At 34.0% G+C, this 17,817-nt stretch carries 16 protein-coding genes; 6 read left to right on the top strand and 10 right to left on the bottom strand.

The genetic code is table 11. The annotated features are described in order from the left end of the window. Window positions 1-5: 5 nt before the first annotated feature. On the bottom strand, window positions 6-2,039 hold the full coding sequence (locus tag FEZ18_RS13875) for a VWA domain-containing protein (protein WP_153268874.1): 2,034 nt from the start codon (window positions 2,037-2,039) through the stop codon (window positions 6-8). Between the two features lie 50 nt (window positions 2,040-2,089). Next, entirely contained in the window at window positions 2,090-2,836 is a 747-nt protein-coding gene (fabG, locus tag FEZ18_RS13870) for a 3-oxoacyl-[acyl-carrier-protein] reductase (protein ID WP_153268873.1), read from the bottom strand. Window positions 2,837-3,234: 398 nt separating this feature from the next. Here fabG and FEZ18_RS13865 point away from each other — a divergent pair, with 398 nt between their 5' ends. Next, a complete protein-coding gene (locus FEZ18_RS13865) occupies window positions 3,235-4,011 on the top strand; it encodes a hypothetical protein (RefSeq protein WP_228122773.1) in 777 nt (258 codons plus the stop codon). A gap of 165 nt (window positions 4,012-4,176) precedes the next feature. On the opposite strand, the gene sucD is transcribed toward FEZ18_RS13865, so the two are convergent. From sucD to FEZ18_RS13830, 7 genes are all read right to left on the bottom strand, one after another. After that, a complete protein-coding gene (gene sucD / locus FEZ18_RS13860) occupies window positions 4,177-5,052 on the bottom strand; it encodes a succinate--CoA ligase subunit alpha (RefSeq protein ID WP_153268872.1) in 876 nt (291 codons plus the stop codon). 121 nt (window positions 5,053-5,173) lie between these two features. After that, entirely contained in the window at window positions 5,174-6,118 is a 945-nt protein-coding gene (locus tag FEZ18_RS13855; RefSeq protein WP_153268871.1) for a UDP-3-O-(3-hydroxymyristoyl)glucosamine N-acyltransferase, read from the bottom strand. 60 nt (window positions 6,119-6,178) lie between these two features. Next, window positions 6,179-6,745 (bottom strand): elongation factor P, encoded by a 567-nt coding sequence (efp, locus tag FEZ18_RS13850; RefSeq protein ID WP_153268870.1) that lies wholly within the window; start codon window positions 6,743-6,745, stop codon window positions 6,179-6,181. A gap of 69 nt (window positions 6,746-6,814) precedes the next feature. Beyond that, window positions 6,815-7,600: an acyl-ACP--UDP-N-acetylglucosamine O-acyltransferase gene (lpxA, locus tag FEZ18_RS13845; protein ID WP_153268869.1), complete on the bottom strand. Its 786-nt coding sequence runs from the start codon at window positions 7,598-7,600 to the stop codon at window positions 6,815-6,817. Window positions 7,601-7,602: 2 nt separating this feature from the next. Further along, complete coding sequence (locus FEZ18_RS13840) at window positions 7,603-9,009, bottom strand: bifunctional UDP-3-O-[3-hydroxymyristoyl] N-acetylglucosamine deacetylase/3-hydroxyacyl-ACP dehydratase (protein WP_153268868.1); 1,407 nt, start codon at window positions 9,007-9,009, stop codon at window positions 7,603-7,605. Next, on the bottom strand, window positions 9,000-10,022 hold the full coding sequence (lpxD, locus tag FEZ18_RS13835; protein WP_153268867.1) for a UDP-3-O-(3-hydroxymyristoyl)glucosamine N-acyltransferase: 1,023 nt from the start codon (window positions 10,020-10,022) through the stop codon (window positions 9,000-9,002). Before lpxD ends, FEZ18_RS13840 begins: the two co-directional genes overlap by 10 nt. Before the next feature lie 135 nt (window positions 10,023-10,157). After that, window positions 10,158-11,378: an HD domain-containing protein gene (locus FEZ18_RS13830; RefSeq protein ID WP_153268866.1), complete on the bottom strand. Its 1,221-nt coding sequence runs from the start codon at window positions 11,376-11,378 to the stop codon at window positions 10,158-10,160. A 97-nt stretch (window positions 11,379-11,475) separates the two neighbouring features. Here FEZ18_RS13830 and FEZ18_RS13825 point away from each other — a divergent pair, with 97 nt between their 5' ends. The 4 genes from FEZ18_RS13825 to FEZ18_RS13810 all read left to right on the top strand — a co-directional run bounded on the left by FEZ18_RS13825 (window position 11,476) and on the right by FEZ18_RS13810 (window position 15,321). Further along, a complete protein-coding gene (locus FEZ18_RS13825) occupies window positions 11,476-13,023 on the top strand; it encodes a PglZ domain-containing protein (protein ID WP_410505120.1) in 1,548 nt (515 codons plus the stop codon). Between the two features lie 87 nt (window positions 13,024-13,110). Next, on the top strand, window positions 13,111-13,515 hold the full coding sequence (tsaE, locus tag FEZ18_RS13820) for a tRNA (adenosine(37)-N6)-threonylcarbamoyltransferase complex ATPase subunit type 1 TsaE (RefSeq protein WP_153268864.1): 405 nt from the start codon (window positions 13,111-13,113) through the stop codon (window positions 13,513-13,515). A 205-nt stretch (window positions 13,516-13,720) separates the two neighbouring features. Then, window positions 13,721-14,920, top strand: a complete 1,200-nt coding sequence (locus tag FEZ18_RS13815) for an alanine dehydrogenase (RefSeq protein ID WP_153268863.1) — start codon at window positions 13,721-13,723, stop codon at window positions 14,918-14,920. Window positions 14,921-14,955: 35 nt separating this feature from the next. Further along, window positions 14,956-15,321, top strand: coding sequence for a hypothetical protein (locus tag FEZ18_RS13810; protein ID WP_153268862.1), 366 nt, complete (start codon window positions 14,956-14,958; stop codon window positions 15,319-15,321). A 6-nt stretch (window positions 15,322-15,327) separates the two neighbouring features. On the opposite strand, the gene FEZ18_RS13805 is transcribed toward FEZ18_RS13810, so the two are convergent. After that, window positions 15,328-16,530 (bottom strand): proline dehydrogenase family protein, encoded by a 1,203-nt coding sequence (locus FEZ18_RS13805; RefSeq protein WP_153268861.1) that lies wholly within the window; start codon window positions 16,528-16,530, stop codon window positions 15,328-15,330. Between the two features lie 98 nt (window positions 16,531-16,628). On the opposite strand from FEZ18_RS13805, the gene aroB reads away from it, so the two are divergent. After that, on the top strand, window positions 16,629-17,696 hold the full coding sequence (aroB, locus tag FEZ18_RS13800; protein WP_153268860.1) for a 3-dehydroquinate synthase: 1,068 nt from the start codon (window positions 16,629-16,631) through the stop codon (window positions 17,694-17,696). Window positions 17,697-17,817: the final 121 nt, after the last annotated feature.

Raw genomic sequence — 17,817 nt, 5'->3', positions numbered from 1 at the left:
TTTTTTTAAATTAATCCGTTATATTTTCTTAAAAACCACTCACTCGTTAAGCTAATTGCGATAAGTAATAGCAAGTAATTCCAAGCTAGCAAAGGTACAATATTTTTATTACTTTCTTGGATCGCTTGGTAATGATTATCATTTTTTAAATGTTCTATTAAGCTATCGGTTTGGTTTGGAAAATAAGGTACTCCTCCACTATTTTGGGCTAATTGATTCAATTTATCGCTGTTAGCATTTAAAAATTGCTGTTCGACATTAAACTCCAAAATTTCAAAACTGCCAGATTTTGATATCCCCTCGTTTTCAACCTTTACAATAAAACGGTATTCGGAGGGTGGCAAACGACTTAATTCAACTTGATAATTATTATTTTTGAGTACGAAGGGAAAGTTTTGTTCAAAATTTGAGGCCTCATCCTTTACTAACAAATTAAGTGATGCTCGACTATCGAACACATAATTTTTATCGAAAAATTGAGCGTTTAATACAACGCTAGAATTGCCATCGTAAAATGATTGGTATTCTAAGTTTAGTCGGTCCCTCGGTTTGCTCGACGCTAAATATTGAACGAGTTTACCAATAAAATCATCAAAGTCATTAAAAGATGTCGTATTAACAAAGCTCTGGGCACGCCATTGCCAAATATTTTCTCCAAATAAAACCGCTTCTCGCCTATTGTTTTCTTCATAAGATGCCAATAAAGGCTGGTTTGTTGTGAGGTTGCCGCGTTTTTTTTGAAGAATCACATCAAACGGCACTGAAAATTTGATATCTCCAAAATTTGACTTTAATGGAGGAAAGGATTCAAAGTCGATATCGTTAATAATAAAAGGTGCGTAATTTGGATTTAATTCTGCTGAATAATATTCGATTGCATTTGTTATTTCGTGTGTAAAACTTTGCTTTGTTCGATTGAGAAAATTTAAGTCTGTTTTGGTGCCTACAATCAATAAATTATTGATACTTTCTTTCTTAATAACATCAAATAATTTGTTAAACTTATGGTTAGGTTGATAGATTATAAGTAATTGAAAATCTTTAATTTGACTAATAGCATCGTTTGGACTTAAAAAAAACACCGAACGTTGCTCATTACTTTCTATACTTTTCTTAAAAGCCCCTAAATCTGGATGTAAAAAATCGCTAACAATAGCAATTTTTGTTTTTTGGTCTATAACTTCAACTGCAAAATGCTTGCTGTTATTAACGGTGTTTTTCTCATTTTCAATCGGTATTATAGTAGCTTTTAATCGACTAACCCCAACCCTTTTTGCGAGCAGTGTGAAATGAAGTGTTTTTGAATTGTTTTGTTTAGTAAAAGTAACGCGTTGAGAATACCATGTTGTTTCTCCTTGTGTAACCACAAAGCGAGAGTTAACATTTGCATTTCCGTTATAAGTAATAATAGCTTCAACAGGAAAACGATTTTTTAAATAAGCATACCTGTTAGCATGAAGCTGTTTAATTTTTAAATCGGTATACTTTACAGTATCTCCTAAAACAACAGGATAAATTGGAGATTTGTAATTGGTAGTCGCAAACTCATAATCACTTCCAAAGGTTTGATTGCCATCAGAAATTAAAATAGTGGCTGTATTGCTGTTTTTATAAATTTGTGATAACTGATTAAAAGCATCAGATAAATTAGTTTGTGTCTCTGAAAAAGACAGGGTATCTGATGCTTTTATTTGTGCTCCAAAGGTATAGCTTGAAATGTTAAACTTATCGTTTAAAACCTCGCTTTGAGTTATTTTTTCAATAACATTTAAAGCTATTTCTTCTTGTTTTAGATGTTTAATAGAGCTAGAATTATCGACAAGCAGAACCAAATTTGGTTTCTTTGAAGTTAAAATCGTAGACTCAAATTTAGGATTGATTAATAATAATAACACCGAAAACAGGGTAATAAACCGCAAAGCAGAAAGAAGTACATGTAATCTCGAAACGCTTTCTTCTCCTCTAATATACTGAAAAAGCGCTAATAAAAGCGCTATAATTCCAGCTAATATGATAAGTAAAAGAGTTTCTGAACTCATTAATTATGATAATTTCTTATTATTAATTTCTTCCTTCTACTGGAGACATATTACGTTAACATACCGCCGTCAACTTGTAATGTTTGTCCGGTAACATAAGCACTCATATCACTGGCTAAAAACACACAAACATTGGCAACATCTTCTGGCGTACCACCTCTTTTTAGAGGAATTGCAGAGCGCCATTCTTTTACTACATTTTCATCTAGTTTAGCAGTCATTTCTGTTTCAATAAAACCAGGAGCTACTACATTACTACGTATATTTCTAGAACCTAATTCTAAAGCTACTGACTTTGAAAAACCTATAATTCCAGCTTTAGAAGCCGCGTAATTAGTTTGCCCAGCATTACCTTTCACACCAACTACAGAGCTCATATTAATTATGGAACCCTTACGCTGCTTTAACATAGTGCGCTGCACAGCTTTGGTCATATTAAATACCGATTTAAGATTTACCTCAATCACTTTATCAAAATCTTCTTCAGTAATACGCATTAACAAATTATCTTTGGTAATACCTGCATTGTTCACTAAAACATCAATACTGCCAAATTCTGCAACTACTGCTTCAGCTAGTTTTTGAGATTCCTCAAAACTTGCTGCATTACTTTTATATCCTTTTGCTTTTACACCTAAAGCAATCAATTCTGCTTCTAATTGGTTTGCAGCTTCAACAGACGAGCTGTAGGTAAACGCTACATTTGCGCCTTGCTCTGCAAAAGCTTTAGCAATGCCCTTCCCTATACCTCTACTTGCACCAGTAATTATGGCTGTTTTTCCTTCTAATAATTTCATTTTTTATAAATTTATTTACATTGGTATTTTCACAAAATCAAAGATAAACTTTTTATGTAATTAATTGTTAAGTACACTCCAAAGTTAAACGATGCACTAAAAAATAAAGGAAAGCTAAACATAAGTGTATTACTAATAGATTAAAACGCGACAAGAATTAAAGAGCATTACGCCTAGCTAGATTAAATAGTTCGGAATTTTAAAAATGTAAGCCTACCGCTATAAAAATGTAAAAAAACAAGAATTGTTTATTTTACAAAGCACTGACTACCTGCTGAATAAGGATAGATTATAAAGTTTTATTATTTTAATAAGAATTTAGGGTAGGGTTTTTAAAGTTTAAACTGTTATATATATGAATGCAAACAAAACATATAAAATTTTAAAAATTAACTATTATGTACACATTTAAAAAAAATTATTTAAAATTGGGAATGGCTCTATTAGTTGCCGCTGGAATTTCAAGTTGTTCAAGTGATAATGACGACGCTTTAGTAGCACCTCCAGGTAAGGGTGTGTTACAACTAAAGGCGACCGCTACAATGCCTACAACGGCTAGTTTTAGTAAGGCTGGCAGCTCGCTTATAAACTTTAATAAAACCAATACAGATGTAGAAGTAGACAGTTTTTTATTAAACATTAGTGAAATTGAGTTAGAGTTTATTGACAATGATTCGGGTGTTAATGGAAATGTAAATTACATTAATTCTGATGATGAAGTTGAGTTAGCAGGACCTTTTGAGCTAGACTTTTTATCTGAAGAAATCACCTTTTTAAACGTTGCGATACCAAATGGCGAATATGAAGAAATCGAGTTTGAATTTGAGAAAAGCACTAATGCCGAAAGCGATCTTTTTAACAAGTCAATTTTAGTAAAAGGTACAATTGGAGGTACGCCATTTGTTTTCTGGCATGATTTTGAAGAAGACATTGAGGTAGATTACGAAGACACGACTCAAAAAATTGTAATTAATGACGACAACAAACAATTAGTTATTAATTTTGATTTAGCTAGTGCTTTAGACCCAACAACAGGTGTCGATTTAGCTCAAGCTTTAGATGGTAATGCCGACGGAATAATTGAAATTAGCCCTACCGATACCGATGGTAACAATGCTATTGCCGAACAGTTAAAAGAAAAAATAAAAGCAATAATAGATCTTTTAGATGATTAATTTCCCCAAATCATCTATTTGCAAAAGGTGTTTATACTTTAAAGTTTAAGCGCCTTTTAAATTTTTAGCTCACTAGAGTTAAATAATATGGGCATAATGCAAAATAAAACAAGGCTGTATTTATGGTAAATACAGCCTTGTTTTTATTTCTTTTGTGTATGGTTTTTACCCAGCCAAAACTTGGGCAACTTTATTTCCAATTTCTGCTGGCGAGTCTACAACATGAATACCGCAAGCTCTCATGATTTTCTTTTTTGCTTGGGCCGTATCGTCACTACCACCAACTATCGCACCAGCATGTCCCATGGTACGACCTGCAGGAGCTGTTTCTCCCGCAATAAAACCAATAATTGGTTTATTACTCCCACTGGCTTTGTACCAGTTTGCCGCATCAGCTTCTAATTGTCCTCCAATTTCACCAATCATCACAACCGCCTCAGTTTCTGGATCGTTAATTAATAACTCTACCGCCTCTTTTGTTGTGGTCCCAATAATAGGATCGCCACCAATTCCGATAGCTGTAGAAATTCCGAGCCCTTGTTTTACGACCTGATCGGCTGCCTCGTAAGTTAAGGTACCCGATTTTGAAACTAAACCAACTTTCCCTTTTTTAAATACAAAGCCTGGCATAATACCAACTTTTGCTTCTTCTGGAGTTATAATACCAGGGCAGTTAGGGCCTATAAGTCTACAATCTTTACTTTTAATATAATTTGCCGCAATAATCATGTCGGCTACCGGTATGCCTTCTGTAATAGTAATAATAACCTTAACCCCTGCATCTGCCGCTTCCATAATAGCATCGGCAGCAAAGGCTGGTGGTACAAAAATAATACTCGTATCGGCGCCAACTTGCTCTACCGCTTCTTTAACTGTGTTGAAAACAGGTTTATCCAAGTGTGTTTGTCCGCCTTTTCCCGGAGTAACCCCACCTACAACGTTGGTGCCATACTCAATCATTTGACTAGCATGAAATGTACCTTCGCTTCCAGTAAAGCCTTGAACAATTATTTTTGAATCTTTATTAACTAAAACACTCATAAGACATTATTTATTTTATGAAATTATTCCAGTTTTCTACTTTAAAAAACAAAAATAATCTCTATTTATACTGCTTAACAAATTTAAACTTTCGCATTTTAATATTGAAGCAAAAACGACATTACTTTTTTTCGATTTGCTTTATTTTTTCCAATAATTCAGGAATTTTTTTTATGGCTGCTAACTCACGTAATTTCACCCTAACCTCTTCAGCAGGATAACCAAAATAAGTTTTGTTAGCTTTTAACGATTTGCTTACTCCAGATTGGGCCTGAATAACAGCTTTTTCACCAATATGGATGCCACTAGCCATGCCTACTTGTCCCCAAATAGTCACTTCGTCTTCAATTACAACACAACCTGCAATACCGACTTGAGATGCTATTAAACATTTTTCACCAATAATAGTATCGTGTCCTATTTGCACTTGATTATCTATTTTGGTACCCGCTTTAATGGTGGTATCTCCAGTAACGCCTTTATCAATAGTACAAGCGGCACCGATGTCGACATTGTTTTCTATAACTACCCGTCCTCCAGATTTTAACTGATCAAAACCAGTAGGTCTTTTTTTGTAATAAAAGGCATTCGCACCAAGCACTGTACCAGCGTGAATCTCAACATGATCTCCAATAATAGTGTTGTCGTAAATGCTTACATTAGAATGAATGATACAATTTTCTCCAATAGTAACATGATTACCAATAAAACAGTTGGGCTGTATTACGGTGTTTTTTCCAATCTTAGCTGTACTTGCTATTTGAACCGGTGACGACTGAAAAGGTTTAAAATGTCGGGTAAGTTTATTGAAATCCCTAAACGGATCGTCGCTAATTAGCAAAGCCTTACCTTCTGGGCAATCTACTAATTTATTGATTAAAATAATACTTGCCTTCGAGCTTAATGCCTTGTCGTAATATTTAGGATGATCAACAAAAACAATCTCTCCCGATTCCACAACATGAATTTCGTTCATGCCATAAACCGGAAAATTATCGTCGCCAACAAACTCGCATTCAAGCAATTGAGATATTTCTTTTAAAGTATGAGTTTGGGGGAATTTCATGATTGGTATTTAGTACTTAATTCTGTCTTATTGTATTCGATGCGTTTTACAGGTGATGCTTTACTCCTTAACGCGCTCTTTATAAGTCCCTTTATCGGTTTCTACTTTTATTTTGTCGCCTTCATTTATAAATAGTGGCACGTTAATTATAGCGCCAGTTTCGACTGTAGCAGGTTTAGTAGCGTTGGTTGCCGTATTGCCTTTTACACCAGGCTCGGTAGCTGTAACTTCTAAAATAACGTTTGCTGGCATTTCTACAGATAGAGGCATATTGTCTTCTGTATTGATAAGTACCGTTACCACCTCGCCTTCTTTCATTAATTCTGGTTTGTCTAAAGCGGCTTCTAAAAGTCTAATTTGTGTATAGTCGGCTTCATTCATGAAGTGATAAAACTCTCCGTCATTATACAAATACTGAAATTTATGTGTTTCTACACGTACATCGTCAATTTTATGACCAGCAGAGAATGTGTTTTCTATCATCTTTCCGCTACTCACACTTTTCATTTTCGTTCTAACAAAAGCTGGACCCTTACCAGGTTTTACGTGTAAAAATTCAACTATTTTATAAATGTCATTATTATATCTAATGCATAATCCGTTTCTTATATCTGATGTATTTGCCATTTTGTAATTATTAATGTTTTGATTTTTTAGAAAGGTTATAAAAGGTTAAAATTACGTCATTTAAATTTTTTAGTTCGATTTAAAATAACCTTTCATTATACCGCGCTGAGAATTCTTTATGAATTGAAGAATCTCGTCACGTTCTGTAGTCGCTTCCATCTCAGCCTCAATAATTTCAGAAGCTTGAGTCGTGTTATAATTCTTTTGATAGAGTATTCTATATATATTCTGAATTTCTCTAATTTTTTCGGTAGAATAGCCTCGGCGTCTTAATCCCACGGAATTAATCCCTACATAAGACAAAGGTTCTCTGGCAGCTTTTACAAATGGTGGAACGTCTTTTCTTACTAAAGATCCTCCCGTTACAAAAGCGTGGTTACCAATGGAAACAAATTGATGAACGGCTGTCATACCCGCTAACACCACATAATCTCCAATATTAATATGTCCAGCAAGTGTACTGTTGTTTGAAAAAATACAATTATTTCCAACTATACAATCGTGAGCGATATGACAATAGGCCATAATTAAGCAGTTATCGCCTATAACGGTTTTCATTCTATCGGCCGTACCTCTGTTTATGGTGACGCATTCTCGAATAGTCACATTGTCTCCAATTTCTACAGTGGTTTCTTCATCGTTGTATTTTAAATCTTGTGGAACAGCAGAAATAACAGATCCTGGGAAAATACTACAATTTTTACCAATTCTAGCACCCTCCATAATGGTAACGTTACTGCCAATCCATGTTCCTTCGCCTATTACAACGTTGTTATGAATGGTTGTAAAAGGTTCTATAACAACGGTTTTGGCTATTTTTGCACCGGGATGCACATAAGCAAGTGGTTGGTTCATAATTATTTAACTTTTGATATTTGCGCCATTAATTCTGCTTCTGCACATAATTTTCCGTTAGCGTAAGCATAACCTTGCATATGGCAAATACCACGACGTATAGGGGATATTAAAGAGCACTCAAATATTAACGTATCTCCAGGAGACACTTTTTGTTTAAATTTAACATTATCCATTTTCATGAAAAACGTTAGGTAATTCTCGGGATCTGGTACGGTATTTAAAACTAAAATACCACCAGTTTGAGCCATAGCTTCAACAATAAGAACACCTGGCATTACAGGAGCTCCTGGAAAATGACCTTTAAAAAACTCTTCGTTCATAGTCACATTTTTGGTGGCTATAACGTGTTTGTCCGACAGTTCAAAAACTTTGTCTATCAGCAAAAATGGTTGTCTATGTGGTAACATAGACATAATTTGAGTTATATCTAATAATGGTTGTTGATTTAAATCTATTTTGGGTACGTTATTACGACGTTCATTTTTTATAATTTTGGCAAGCTTTTTGGCAAACTGCGTATTTATAAAATGACCTGGCTTATTAGCAATTACTTTCCCTCTTATTCGTGTTCCTACAAGCGCTAAATCTCCAAGAACATCAAGTAATTTATGTCTGGCAGCTTCGTTAGGATGGTGTAAAGTAAGATTATCTAAAATCCCATTTGGTTTAACACTTATTTCGTCTTTTTTAAAAGCTACCCTAAGTTTTTCCATGGTTTCTGGAGACAGCTCTTTATCGACATAAACGATAGCATTATTTAAATCGCCACCTTTTATTAAACCATGTTCCAGTAACATTTCGATTTCGTGTAAAAAACTGAATGTTCGTGAATCTGCAATCTCGTCTTTAAAGTCTGATATTTTGTTAAGTGTCGCATTTTGCGTTCCTAAAACTTTCGTGCCAAAATCGACCATAGTGGTGATCTGATATTCTTTTGCTGGCATGACTAAAATTTCACTTCCAGACTCTTCGTCGGTATAAGAAATTACATCGGTTACTACATACTCTTCTCGAAAAGCATCAAGTTCAACAATACCTGCTTCTTCTATGGCTTCGACAAAAAACTTTGAAGAGCCATCCATAATTGGCGGCTCAGAGTCCGTTAGTTCGATAACAGCATTGTCTATGTCTAAACCAACCAAAGCAGCTAAAACATGTTCTGAAGTTTGTATGGTTACCCCATTTTTCTTTAAACAAGTACCACGTTGCGTACTGTCTACATAATTAGCATTCGCTTCAATAATTGGAGCGCCTTCTAAATCAATGCGTTTAAACACGATACCAGAATTTACTGCTCCTGGCTTAAAGGTTAATGTGACATGTTTTCCTGTGTGTAAACCAACCCCCGTTAACGAAACTTCTTTCTTTAACGTTTTTTGTTTTATTTCTGTAGTTACTATTCCCATTTATTCTTTTCTAAATCATTAATATTTTTAATAATTTTCGGTAAATTTTTAAAGTGAACATAAGATTTATTGAAATCTCCATATGGTAAGGCTGGAGAGCCTTGCAGCATTTCATTGTCTTTTACATTTCTACCTATACCAGATTGCGCCTGTATTTTAACGTTGTTACCAATAGTAATGTGCCCAACAATACCAACTTGACCACCTATTTGGCAGTTTTCTCCAATTTTTGTCGATCCTGCAACTCCGGTTTGCGCCGCAATCACCGTGTTTTTTCCAATCTCAACATTGTGCGCAATTTGTATGTGGTTATCTAATTTAACACCGCTGCGTATTATGGTGGAGCCTAAAGTAGCTCTATCTATGGTTGTGGCTGCGCCTATTTCTACATGGTCTTCAATAATCACATTTCCTATTTGAGGAACTTTACTGTAAACACCTTCTTCATTTGGTACAAAACCAAAACCATCGGCACCAATAATAACACCCGAGTTAATGACGCAATGCCTACCTATTGCACAATCTGAATAGATTTTAGCTCCAGAAAATATAGTTGAATGGTCGTCAATTACAACATTATCACCAATATAAGTATTTGGGTATATTTTTACATGATCTCCAATGCGCACGTTTTCACCAATATAAGAGAATGCTCCAATGTAAATATTTTCACCATGTTGCGCTGAATCCGATAAAAAAACTGGACTTTCAATTCCCGTTTTAGTATTTTTTATTTCATTGTAATATTCTAATAGTTTTGAAAACGATTTATACGCATCGTCAACCTTTATTAATGTTGCTTGAACATCGGTATCTGGGATAAACGATTTATTAACAATAGCAATAGATGCTTTTGTGGTATATATGTAAGCGTTATATTTAGAATTGGCTAAAAAAGTTAATGCGCCTTCTGTACCTTCTTCTATTTTGGATAGTTTTGAGACTTCAATATCTGGGTTACCAACTACCTCTCCTTGCAGTATATCTGCTATTTGCTGTGCTGTAAACTTCACACTTTTATTTTTAGTGTTTTATAAATTATCGCAAAAATAAGAAAAATGTACTAAAGTTTTCATCTGTTTAAGGCTATTGTTTTTTTTGTATTTGATTTCAAGGGTTTAGAAAAATGTAAGATTTTGATTTTTAAGCTATAAAGCTTCTTTAGGATAGCAGATATAATATTTTATAACGGGTTTAGACAAGGCTTTAAGATTTAATTGATCGGACGCCTTTACAATATCTTGAATTTTACCCGGCTTATGTAAAATATTTATATTTTGATGCTCTAATTGATAAGCCTGATTGGAGGTTTTTCCGGTAAACACAAAATACTCTGCTTCCATTCGAGTAATGCCATAGGTTTTAATTAAATTTTCAATATGTTTTTCAAGTTGGTTTATTTTAATCGGTTTATTTTTCATTTTAATTTTTAGCAAACTCCTATTAATCACCATATCGCATAAATTGCTCAAAACAAAATCGTCGTGATCTTGCCAGGCTTTCATAGCTGAAACAATGTCGTAATCATCTAATTTAGAGAATATTTCTAAGGCATCGTCATTAAAATCTTTAATAGAAATTTCATGATTCAAAAAATATTGTAACGGATCACTAGCAGTTAACTTAACTCCAGAATTAATTAATTCTTTAGCGCGTTTTAAAACTCTAATAAGCAACTGTTCGGCAACCAACCCAGTTTTGTGCAAATACACTTGCCAATACATAAGACGTCTGGCCACTATAAATTTTTCGACGCTATAAATTCCCTTTTCTTCAACCACCAACTCATCATCTACAACATTAAGCATCGTTATTAAACGTTCGCTATTAATATTCCCCTCGGCTACACCAGTATAAAAACTATCACGCTTCAAATAATCTGCCCTATCCATATCTAATTGCCCAGAAATTAATTCCCACATAAAATTTCTATGGTACTCCCCTTTAAACATTTTAATGGCTAGCGTTAAATTTGAGTTAAATTCTAGATTTAAGCGCTCCATAAATAACAGTGAAATTTGCTCATGTGATACATTATTTACGATGCTATGTTCCATAGCATGCGAAAATGGTCCGTGACCAATGTCGTGTAATAAAATAGCAACATAAAGCGCCTCTTCTTCTGCTTTCGATATATCAACCCCCTTAAAACGCAGCACATTAACAGCTTGTTGCATTAAATGCACGCAGCCTATAGCGTGATGAAATCTTGTATGATGAGCTCCTGGATAAACCAAATAAGACATACCCATTTGGGTAATTCGGCGTAAACGCTGAAAATACTTATGCTGTATTAAATCAAAAATTAGTGAATTTGGTATGGTAATAAAACCGTAAATTGGGTCGTTTAATATTTTTAGTTTATTCAAGATTTACTTTTTAAATTAGATGATACACAAATATAACAATATCGCTTTGATTTAGTAAAATACTATATCAAGCCTTTTAACTCTTAACACCATAAATATGATAGAAATACTTTGGATTGATGATGAAATTGATTTATTAAAACCCCATATATTGTTTTTAGAAAAGAAAAATTATCAAGTTACCACATGCAATAGCGGTACAGAAGCTATTGATGTCTTAGACGACAAAAAATTTGATATTGTTTTTTTAGATGAAAATATGCCGGGTTTAACAGGACTGGAAACCTTACTCGAAATCAAAGAAAAACAAGATAATCTCCCCGTAGTGATGATTACTAAAAGTGAGGAGGAATATATTATGGAAGAAGCTATTGGTAATAAAATAGCCGACTATTTAATAAAACCTGTTAACCCGAACCAGATCTTATTAAGTTTAAAGAAAAATTTAGATCATTCGCGATTAATTTCTGAGAAAACAACTTCTAATTATCAACAAGAATTTAGAAAAATAGCCATGGAATTATCAATGGTTAATTCTTATGAGGAATGGGTTGGTCTTTATCAAAAACTGATCTATTGGGAAATTCAATTAGAAGACATTGAAGATGCTGGTATGTTTGAGATTCTAGAGTCTCAAAAAAATGAGGCAAATGCACAATTTGGAAAATTTATAGATAAAAATTATGCGAATTGGTTTCAACCAAATACCGAAGCCCCCATTATGTCGCACACCTTGTTTAAAGAAAAAATTGCTCCACAATTAAGTAAAGAGCAACCCACCCTACTTATTGTTATCGATAATTTACGCTACGACCAATGGAAGGTTTTCGAGCCTATTATTAACAACTATTACAAAAAAGAATCTGAAGATGCCTTTTTTAGCATCTTACCAACAGCAACACAATACGCTAGAAACGCTATTTTTTCTGGACTAATGCCTAGCGACATGGAAAAATTATTTCCGCAATTTTGGAAAAATGATACCGATGAAGGTGGCAAAAACCTCCATGAAGCCGATTTTTTAGATGCCCAAATGAAGCGTCTAGGTCTTGACCATTTAAAATACGAGTATCATAAAATTGTAAATGTAAAATCTGGAAAAAAATTAGTAGAAAACTTTAACACCCTAAAAAATAACGACTTAACGGTACTAGTTTATAATTTTGTAGATATGTTATCGCACTCTAAAACCGAAATGGAAGTGGTAAAAGAGTTAGCATCTAACGACAAAGCCTACAGATCGTTGGCATTGAGTTGGTTTAAAAACTCCCCATTACTAGAAATGATTCAGCTGGCTCAACAACTTGGTTTTAAACTGTTATTAACTACAGATCATGGGACTATTAATGTAAAAAACCCATCAAAAGTTATTGGAGATAGAGATACTAGTTTGAATTTACGCTACAAAACAGGACGCAGTTTAACCTTTGAAGAGAAGGATGTTCTTGTAGCCAAAACCCCAAAAAACATACATTTACCTGCCATAACCATGAGTAGCTCCTATATTTTCGCTAAAAACGATTTGTTTTTTGCCTATCCAAATAACTACAATCATTATGTAAGTTATTTTAGAAACACTTACCAACATGGCGGTGTGTCTTTAGAAGAAATGATTATCCCTTTTGTAGTTTTAAATCCAAAGTAAACTTAATCATTTAAACACCTTAGTTAAACAACTTTTTAAAAGGATTTTTTAAAATATTTCTATAACATTGCATAAAAATATGTCACCTTGGAAATTAATTATACTTTAAAAGAAATAGATAGCGTTGCAAAGCAAATAATAAGTAAGGTTACGAGTAAAACCTTATTGTTTTACGGTGATATGGGTGCCGGTAAAACAACACTTATAAAAGCCATCGTTGCAGCTCTTGGAAGTCAAGACGAAGTAAGTAGCCCAACCTTCTCCCTAGTTAATGAATATGCTGCAGATGAAGGATTAATATACCATTTCGATTTGTATAGAATTGAAGATTTAGAGGAAGCTTATAATTTTGGAATCGAAGATTATTTAGATTCTAGCCATTGGAAGTTGATTGAATGGCCAGAAAAAATCGAAACTTTATTAAGCCATGATTGTCATAAAATAATGATTGATTTTGATAACGCCAACCAGCGCGTTTTAAAAATTAGCTAACAATAGGAATGAGTTTTAACATGGATTAGAAGGTAGCTTTTAAAAAGAATCTCTTGAAAGACTTCTGAGTAAAAAGCACGATGTCTTTTTATTGTTTTACAGCCTTAATTCGGATAGTGCTGCAACCTTTAAAAAACTAACATACATTTTAGAGCATCAAAAAAATTATTCGTAATTTGATGTCGGTCAATAAATACACCAAAATATGTCAAAATATTTATCACCTTTTACTAAACAACAACTATTACCACAAGAGGAAATGCTTGAAGTTGAAAAGCGTAAAGGCAAACTTTTTATAGGGATCCCTAAGGAAACAGCCTATAAAGAAAAACGAGTTTGTTTAACACCAGATGCCGTCTCTGCTCTAGTTTGTAATGGTCATAAAGTACTATTAGAATCTGGTGCGGGCGAAGGCGCCAGATTTAGTGATAAAGATTACAGTGAAGCTGGTGCCGAAATAACAAAAGATACCGCAAAAGTTTTCTCGTGTCCTATGATTTTAAAAGTAGAACCGCCAAGCCTCGAGCAAATAGACTTAATAAATCCACAAGCTATTTTAATTTCTACCTTACAACTTAAAACGCAGGACAAAAAGTATTTTCAGGCTTTAGCGTCTAAACGAATCACAGCTTTAGCCTTCGAATTTATTAAAGATGCCGATGGTACGTATCCAGCTGTGCGGTCTTTAAGTGAGATAGCAGGAACAGCATCAACACTTATTGCTGCAGAATTATTATCGAATAGTAGAGATGGTAATGGTTTAATGTTTGGAAATATAAGTGGAGTTCCTCCTGTTGAAGTGGTTATACTAGGTGCAGGAACGGTTGGCGAATTTGCAGCCAGAAGCGCGATAGGCTTAGGCGCGAACGTTAAGGTTTTTGATAATTCTATCACAAAACTTAGAAGTATTCAAGCCAATTTGGGCAGAACACTTTTTACATCAACCTTACAGCCCAAAAATCTAACAAAAGCTTTAAGACGATGTGATGTGGCTATTGGCGCTGTACGCGGAAAAAACAGATCGCCTATTGTCGTTACCGAAGCTATGGTACAGTACATGAAAAAAGGTGCTGTGATTATCGATGTAAGCATTGATATGGGCGGTTGCTTCGAAACAAGTGAAGTCACCACGCATAAAAATCCAACTTTTGTAAAACATAATGTCGTGCACTATTGTGTGCCTAACATTCCTGCGAAATACTCCCGAACCGCCTCAATCTCTATAAGTAATATTTTTACCCCTTATTTATTAAAAATTGCCGAAGAAGGCGGTATTGAAAATTCTCTGAGATTTGATAGAGGTTTAAAGAATGGTTTGTATTTTTATCACGGAATTTTAACCAGTAAACCTGTTGGAGAATGGTTTAATTTAAATTATAGCGACGTTAATTTGCTTATTTTTTAATGTAACCTTCTATAACACACACATTTTTAGTTTATATGACATTATTGCAGCGTATTGGTTATTATTTGGGCGGATTCGCAATAGGCTTAATTATACTCGGGTTTTTTCTAAACGGAAAAAAAGTATCCTGTGCTTATGGTCCTGAAGCCCGTGTTTTAAAGAACATAAACTCTAAAACCATAGAATTCCATGATTATATTAGCGATTCTACCGCCATACGCCATATTTTAAAAGCAGGTGATGTTAATTTCTCTAAAAGCGAAACACGTAAAAAACCTTGCGGTATTTTTATAATTGAAGGAGATTTTAAAGACGAAAAAACAGAGGTAACCGTTAAAAACTGTGATAGTATCGCAACTATAATCGACTTTAAAAAAAGAAGAATAAATACAATACCTTAAAAGATGTTATGAGACCTTTCTAATGTTATTGCCTTTTTCTTTTCGGCGTTCTATTTCCTTAGTTAACAGATTAAGCTCTCTACTAGTTTGTCCTGCAACCGACGTGTTTTCTTCGGCGCGTCTAATTAAATAAGGCATCACATCTCTAACCGGTCCAAAGGGCAAATACTTCGCCACATTATAGCCTCTGTGAGATAAATTAAAACTGATATGATCACTCATACCATAAAGCTGACCAAACCACACACGCGAATCGTTATTATCTATACCGCGCTCCTGCATAAGCTGCATTAACAAAAGAGAGCTTTCTTCATTATGGGTTCCAGAAAACAGAGCTATATCTTGTAAATTATCTAAAACATACTTTAAGCCCGCATTAAAATTAATATCGGTTTCTTGTTTGCTCATACAAATCGGTGAGAGATACCCATTCTCTAAAGCACGTTTGTTTTCTTTTTCCATATAAGCACCACGCACGAGCTTGTAACCCAGATGAAAACCTTCTTTTTTTGCCAAAGCATGTTGTTGCTTTAAAAAGTCTAATCGGTCGTGCCTATACATTTGCAAAGTATTAAAAACAATAGGTTTATCGGTATTGTACTTTTGCATCATTTTAGTCACTAAAGCATCTGCAGCATCTTGCATCCAACTTTCTTCGGCATCTATTAAAACAGCTACATCATGTGCTTTACATTTTTTGCATACGGCCTCAAATCTGTTCACTACTCTCCCCCATTCTTCCTCTTCTTTTTCAGTTAACACCTCTCCTTTACTAATTTTTTCGTACAGATAAAAACGCCCCAATCCCGTAGGTTTAAAAACGGCTAACGGGATGGCTTCATTATTTTTAGCAAAATCAATAGTCTTTAAAACGACTTCAAGCGCGGCATCAAATTCTGCCATGTTTGCCTTACCTTCTACCGAGTAGTCTAAAACAGAGCTTACCCCTTTGGCATACATTTTTTCGATTACTGGTAAGCAGTCTTCTTCATTTACACCGCCACAAAAATGATCGAAAACTGTATTCCGAATAAGTCCTTCAATAGGCAAATGTGCTTTTATAGCAAAGTTGGTTAATACGGTTCCTAATTTCACCAGAGGTTCAATAGAAATCATTTTAAATAAAAAATAAGCACGATTTAACTCCGAGTTACTTTTAAGCGCAAAAGCTATTTCGGTATTTTCAAAAATGGAAGTTTCTTTTTGCATGATTATGAAGAATTGTATGCAAATATAATTAAGACTTCTTAATCAATTTATATAAAATCTCCTTATTTTAGCTTCCTTAACAAAGCGATTATTTTTTTATGAAATCTATTACTGCTAATGCTTCTACAATTCATTTTAATGAAAATTGTTACACGGCATTAAATGAGCATCTTAAAATCAATAATTTTTCAAAAATTTTTATTTTAGTTGACGAGAACACCCATCGATATTGTTTGCCAGATTTTCTAACTGAATTAGAAACCGAGGCAGAAATAGAAATTATTGAGATTGAAGCTGGTGAAATTCATAAAACTATAGAGACCTGTTATGGCGTTTGGAGTTCGCTATCTGATTTAGATGCCGATAGAAAAAGTTTACTCATAAACGTTGGCGGTGGCGTTGTAACCGATTTAGGCGGCTTTGTGGCTTCTACATTTAAAAGAGGTATTGCCTACATAAACGTGCCTACAACTTTATTAGCCATGGTAGATGCTTCTGTTGGCGGGAAAACAGGTGTAGATTTAGGCCATTTAAAAAATCAGATTGGGGTTATTAGCACACCAGATCTCGTACTTATTGATACGCGGTTCTTAAAAACATTACCACAAAATCAAATGCGTTCTGGTTTGGCAGAAATGCTTAAGCACGGTTTAATTCAAGATGTAAACTATTGGAATAAATTTAAAGATTTATCCAAATTGTCTTTAGAGGATTTAGACACCTTAATATACGAGTCGGTTATCATTAAAAAAAATGTAGTCGATGAAGATCCTTTTGAAATCGGTCTTAGAAAAACACTTAATTTCGGACACACCCTTGGTCATGCCATAGAATCCTATTTTTTAAGTAACCCCAATAAAAAAGATTTACTGCATGGTGAAGCTATTATAATTGGAATGATTTTAGCCGCTTATATTTCTACTAAATTGGTTCAGTTCCCTGAAGAAATTACAGCAGAAATTAAAGCTTTATTTTTAAGTTACTACGATAAAGTTAACATTGATAAAGCAGAGTACCAAAGCATCATAGATTTATTGAAATACGACAAAAAAAACCATCATGGCAATATAAATTTTGTGCTGCTTGAAAATATTGGAAGTCCTAAAATAGATTGTTTGGTTGATGAAGCAATAATAATCGATGCTTTTAATTATTACGCGAGCTAATTTTCAATTCATATGAGTTAAACCATTCTGTTTTTAGGTTTTGGAATTTAAATTTTTAGTAAAAACACAAAGTATTGTTTACCTTCATAAATAATATTAAGACTAAAAGATTATACCTTTA

Origin of the sequence: Oceanihabitans sp. IOP_32 (assembly GCF_009498295.1) — a bacterium.
Taxonomy (GTDB): domain Bacteria; phylum Bacteroidota; class Bacteroidia; order Flavobacteriales; family Flavobacteriaceae; genus Wocania; species Wocania indica.
This window is presented reverse-complemented; position numbering and strand designations above follow the sequence as displayed.

Bases quoted from the DNA above. Each gene is read 5' to 3' on its own strand.
- FEZ18_RS13875 (WP_153268874.1), bottom strand. From the start codon at position 2,039: ATGAGTTCAGAAACTCTTTTACTTATCATATTAGCTGGAATTATAGCG.
- fabG (WP_153268873.1), bottom strand. From the start codon at position 2,836: ATGAAATTATTAGAAGGAAAAACAGCCATAATTACTGGTGCAAGTAGA.
- FEZ18_RS13865 (WP_228122773.1), top strand. From the start codon at position 3,235: ATGTACACATTTAAAAAAAATTATTTAAAATTGGGAATGGCTCTATTA.
- sucD (WP_153268872.1), bottom strand. From the start codon at position 5,052: ATGAGTGTTTTAGTTAATAAAGATTCAAAAATAATTGTTCAAGGCTTT.
- FEZ18_RS13855 (WP_153268871.1), bottom strand. From the start codon at position 6,118: ATGAAATTCCCCCAAACTCATACTTTAAAAGAAATATCTCAATTGCTT.
- efp (WP_153268870.1), bottom strand. From the start codon at position 6,745: ATGGCAAATACATCAGATATAAGAAACGGATTATGCATTAGATATAAT.
- lpxA (WP_153268869.1), bottom strand. From the start codon at position 7,600: ATGAACCAACCACTTGCTTATGTGCATCCCGGTGCAAAAATAGCCAAA.
- FEZ18_RS13840 (WP_153268868.1), bottom strand. From the start codon at position 9,009: ATGGGAATAGTAACTACAGAAATAAAACAAAAAACGTTAAAGAAAGAA.
- FEZ18_RS13825 (WP_410505120.1), top strand. From the start codon at position 11,476: ATGATAGAAATACTTTGGATTGATGATGAAATTGATTTATTAAAACCC.
- FEZ18_RS13815 (WP_153268863.1), top strand. From the start codon at position 13,721: ATGTCAAAATATTTATCACCTTTTACTAAACAACAACTATTACCACAA.
- FEZ18_RS13810 (WP_153268862.1), top strand. From the start codon at position 14,956: ATGACATTATTGCAGCGTATTGGTTATTATTTGGGCGGATTCGCAATA.
- FEZ18_RS13805 (WP_153268861.1), bottom strand. From the start codon at position 16,530: ATGCAAAAAGAAACTTCCATTTTTGAAAATACCGAAATAGCTTTTGCG.
- aroB (WP_153268860.1), top strand. From the start codon at position 16,629: ATGAAATCTATTACTGCTAATGCTTCTACAATTCATTTTAATGAAAAT.